The 4,875-nt window shown below is 29.7% G+C and carries 4 protein-coding genes; 2 read left to right on the top strand and 2 right to left on the bottom strand.

What is annotated here, in order from left to right; genetic code table 11:
- The coding region (locus tag ACFO5Y_RS06815) for a class III lanthionine synthetase LanKC N-terminal domain-containing protein (protein WP_380706390.1) at positions 1 to 2,378 on the top strand (2,378 nt) is incomplete at its 5' end.
- Positions 2,375 to 3,988 (top strand): ATP-binding cassette domain-containing protein, encoded by a 1,614-nt coding sequence (locus ACFO5Y_RS06820; protein ID WP_197105346.1) that lies wholly within the window; start codon positions 2,375 to 2,377, stop codon positions 3,986 to 3,988. The genes ACFO5Y_RS06815 and ACFO5Y_RS06820, both read left to right, overlap by 4 nt.
- A 394-nt stretch (positions 3,989 to 4,382) precedes the next feature.
- Here ACFO5Y_RS06820 and ACFO5Y_RS06825 read toward each other — a convergent pair whose 3' ends face one another.
- Positions 4,383 to 4,571 (bottom strand): hypothetical protein, encoded by a 189-nt coding sequence (locus tag ACFO5Y_RS06825; RefSeq protein ID WP_197105347.1) that lies wholly within the window; start codon positions 4,569 to 4,571, stop codon positions 4,383 to 4,385.
- On the bottom strand, positions 4,568 to 4,804 hold the full coding sequence (locus ACFO5Y_RS06830) for an ATP-binding protein (RefSeq protein ID WP_331459544.1): 237 nt from the start codon (positions 4,802 to 4,804) through the stop codon (positions 4,568 to 4,570). Before ACFO5Y_RS06830 ends, ACFO5Y_RS06825 begins: the two co-directional genes overlap by 4 nt.
- Positions 4,805 to 4,875 lie beyond the last annotated feature (71 nt).

Genomic DNA, 4,875 nt, shown 5'->3' on the forward strand with positions numbered 1-4,875 from the left:
CGTTACTAACATTTTACACGAACCTGTTATGGGTTTCTTTATTTGTCGCACTTAATTTTACAATTCATCATGTAAAAAATACTGAACTATTAAATATAATGTATAAAAAGAATTTCTCAAGAGTGGGTGCTGGGAAGTTTATTACTATTTACCCGAATAATGAAGAACAATTTATAGAGTTACTTGAAGTACTTTATTTTAAATTAAAAGATTTTGAAGGGCCATATGTATTAAGTGATAGGAGATATAAAGATTGTGCCGTTTTATATTATAGGTATGGAGGCTTTAAAGAAATAATCAGATATGATGATGAAGGAAAAAAAGAATACTTAATATTAGATAGCGACAATGAATATATTGTAGATAACAGATTGGCATATTATTCTCCTCCAAAAGGTCAGGATGAAATCATATCTTATAAGGCTAGCAATGAACAAGAAAGCCCTAATGATTATGTGTTTAAAAAAGCTCTAAAATTTTCAAATTTGGGTGGGGTGTATTTAGCTGAGGATATTAATGGAGAAAATGTGATTATAAAAGAAGCGCGCTCCTATATTAACTATTTTCCAAATGGCATTATGGGGACTGATCGACTAAAATCAGAATATAATCTGTTGAGTTTTTTCTCTAAGCATACTAATGTTCCTAAAGCTCTTGATTTTTATAAACAGTGGGAGCATTATTTTTTAGTTGAAGAATTTATTGATGGTAAAACACTCTACAATTTTTACATGGATGAAACACCAATTCTAGATGTTGACTTTAATGGAAAAAAATGGAATGAATATTTAATAAAAATTTGTGATATATTTATACAGATAACAGACATATTAGAATGTATCCATGATTATGGATACATATATGGAGACTTATCTCCAAACAATGTAATGATTACTGAAGACCATAAAGTTTATTTGATTGATCTTGAGAGTAGTATAAATATAAATGAAATTAATTTAGCATCACAAACGTTTGAATATACAGAAGAAATTACTAGTAATAATTTCTTCCAGTCAGATATCTATTCCATTGGACTTCTTTTATTAAGTTGTCTGATTAACCGAAACCGCTTGTACTTATTAGATGAAAGCAAAATAGAGGATGTTATACAGCAACTCTTTTCAAATTATACTTTTCCTATTGAATTGAAAGAATTAATTTATAGTTTAATTGATGCGGACCATGCTAATCGACCATCGACTAAAGAGATAAAAGAAAACCTATCTGAAATAAAGGAAATTCTTAATGAGTTGGAAATTAATGTAATTGAAAACAATACCTCTTTAAAGAAAAAAATTGATGAAGTAAAATACTCAGTAAAACCTTTATTAAATGGGATAAATAGTTATAGAGAAAAATCATTGTCAGATGTATATTCTACTTCAGATATTATTGATAACCCTTACAATTTTAGTAATGGTCTTTTAGGTATTGCTTACACAAAATTTAAAATGAATGAAGTCAGTAGTAACGATATGCAAGATATTGAAACTGTCATTAGTGAGAGTAAGTATTGCCCTGAAGGTTTATACACCGGAAGAAGTGGCATTGCTTGGAAGCTATCAGAAATGGGCTTTTTAAAAGATGCAGAAAAAATTTTCCCTTCTACAGTAACTGAAAGTTCAAATTTATCTTTATACTCTGGTTTAGCAGGAATTGGATTAGCTAATATATATTTTTATAATAAAACCGGAAAAAGACATTATAAGAAAAATTCAATTAAAATCGCTGATTATATTATAAGAAATATAGATTTATGTTCTGATATAGGCTTTAAAAAAGGAAGAACAGGAATTTCATTATTTCTTTTAGAGATATATAAGGTCACAAACTATGAAAAGTATTTATATATGGGTGAGTTTTTTCTAGAGTATGATATGGAGTATATATACCATCATAAGTCTGGTGCGTTACTTCTCTCTACTGAAGCTGATAGTAATGATTTTTTGTCGCCATATTTTATTGATGGAAGCGCGGGTATCTTAACAGTTCTTGCGAGATATTATAAAGTTACAGGAAAAGAAGACTATAAGGAACAGTGTAGAAGAATTGCAGATACTTTATTGATAAAACATCATACCTCTCCTTCTCTATTCAGAGGTTTAGCAGGGATTGCTAATGCATTATATGACTGCTACTTATTTTTAAATGAGGCTAGTTATTATGAAGAATCGGTAAATCTTTTACGGGAATGTTTACGTTATGCTGTGAAAAATAATAATAAGTGGGAATTACCCAATCGAACTTTAAATTATCTTTGTTTTGATATAGCAGAAGGATCTGCTGGAGTGTTATTAATTATTGATCGAATTATAAATAATAGAAAAATAAATCCTTTATTTTTTATAGACAATACCGAGGAGCGGATAGTACTGTGAAAATTTTTAGAAAACACCCTATTTATTTAATAATTATTTTGATTTTAACGGTTTGTTCTTCTGCTTCAAGTGTTTATGCAGGTTATTCTCTTGGGTTACTATATGAGAGCTTAGAACAAACTTCGTTTCAACTGTTGTTTCGAAATAGTTTCTTCATTATTTCTATTTGGATATTGTCAATTGCTATTAATTATATACTAGATTGTATGATTGCATACACTCTAAAAGTTATTAATGTTGATATAAGGAAGACTTACACCCATGATATTTCAAATTTAAAGTACAGAGATTATACTAGAAATAATACAGGGTATTATATATCTAGGCTGACTAATGACATTGAACGTTTTGATGAGAGTGCTTTACTAAGCATTTTTTCATTAATGGGGAATATGCTAAAAATGCTATTTTCGTTCATAGCAATAACATCGATGCATTCATACTTAGCCTATTTTACAATAGCATCAACCTTTATAATGCTTATAATTCCGAATATAACAAAACCAATAATTGGAAAATATTCAAATAATGTGTCAAACCGACAAGAAGCTTTTGTAGGAATTTTAAATGAAACATTCTCCAATTATATCGTTTTTAAAACCAATAATTTAATGAAAAAATTTAGAGATAGAATAAACAATGAATCTAATAATTTAGAGCAAGATAAGTTGAAATTTCAGTTTATAAAAGACTTAATTATGAGAATAAATTCGGCAATTAATATTCTATTTCAAATTGGAACTTTGATGTTTACAGTCTATTTAGTCATAAATAATGCCGTTTATCCAGGAGCAATTCTATCAATAGCTAATTTAGTAGGAGTTTTCTTTAGCTCTTCTTTAGGAGTTTTTAATGATATTGTGACGTACAATTCTTCTAAACCAATAACAATTAAATTATCTGAATTTGATTGGCTAAATGAACAAGATTATAACACAGCCTCAGTAGCCTTGACCGATCAAATACAAAGTATTAAATCTGAAAAATTATCTTTTAATTATGATGAAAACATGAGTATATTTAATGATATTAATTTAACTTTTGAATTTCCTAATAAATATGTAATCATTGGAGAAAGTGGTTCTGGTAAATCTACTTTATTGAAATGTATTGCAGGTCTTTATGAAAGTTATAGTGGAAAAATATTTTATAATAACTTTCCCTTAAAAGAATTAAATTTACCTGATGTATGGAATCAAGTTGTTTATTTAGATCAAACATCAACCCTATTCACGGGAACAATTAAAGAAAACCTTACTTTAGGAGAAGAATACAGTGAGGAAGAGATCATAGAAGTTTTAGAGAGAGTTAACGCTTACAATTTTGTTTATAGTAATGACGAAGGACTCGATTATATGGTCACAGAGGGGGGGAAAAATTTTTCAGGAGGACAAAAGCAACGACTTGCCATAGCGAGAGGACTATTGAGGAAACCTAGAATTTTATTAATTGATGAAGCAACCTCAGCATTAGATGAACGCAATAAAAAACTGATTGAATCAACTATATTACAAGATCCAGAATTAATGGTTATCATGATTTCACATAATATAAATCAGGACACTGAAGCATACATTGATAAGATAATTCAGCTTGATGATATACAATAATAATTTACAAAGGAATAATTATTGTTAGTTTTCTTTTTAGTGCCATCTTTACTAATAAAATGGCCAGCTGTTTATCAAATATTAAATTGTCTGAATAAAAAAAGTAAAATCAAAACCAATTCAATTTATAATGAGGAAAGTTTTGATTTTACTTTTTTAAAGCTTGAGCTAGTTAATCACGGGAACAGGTTGAGATGTGCTTTTTTCATGTCTTCTGTGAGTACGGCGATGGGTTTCGTCCACTAGTGCGGAACTTTCGTCCGGTAAATGCGGAGTAATCGTCCACTGAGTGCGGAAAGTATCGTCCATCCTATTAATTTATCGAAGAAGCCATAAAATCAAAAGAACAGAACACATCATGAGCTCTGTTCTTGATCTTAAACAAGATAATAGTTTATTTGTATTCTCTCAAAGTTTGTTTAAATAACTCAATGGCCAAATTATCCATCCCGTCAGCCGAAGGCTGTCCTTCGTCGTCTAAGTAATAAGGTAGTAGTAATGAGGATAGATGTAAGCCAATATCTTCTAAAAGGTATACCGCAAGTAAAAAAACAATTCGAGTTTTAATTTCAATCGGAATCATTTCGTGCTTTCCAGACCATGGCGCTCCCGCATAGATACTTCGCCATCGACTAAGATTTGGTGAGAATTGTGCTTGATGCGATCCAGAATCGCGTCAGCTAACTGAGTATGTTTAATCTTCTCATGCCAACCTTCAGGTGAAAATTGTGAACAGAATATGGTAGAAGTTTGTTTTAATCGTGCTTCAATAATCTCAAATACATGGACACTATCTTCTAAAGATAAATCCATCAGTAGCCATTCATCTTATGAGAAGTAATTAATTATGTTAAGTTAAGCGATGAAATATTAGTTTCACCGCTTAA

It is taken from the genome of Ruoffia tabacinasalis (assembly GCF_042652985.1).
In the GTDB taxonomy this organism is placed as follows: Bacteria; Bacillota; Bacilli; order Lactobacillales; family Aerococcaceae; genus Ruoffia; species Ruoffia tabacinasalis.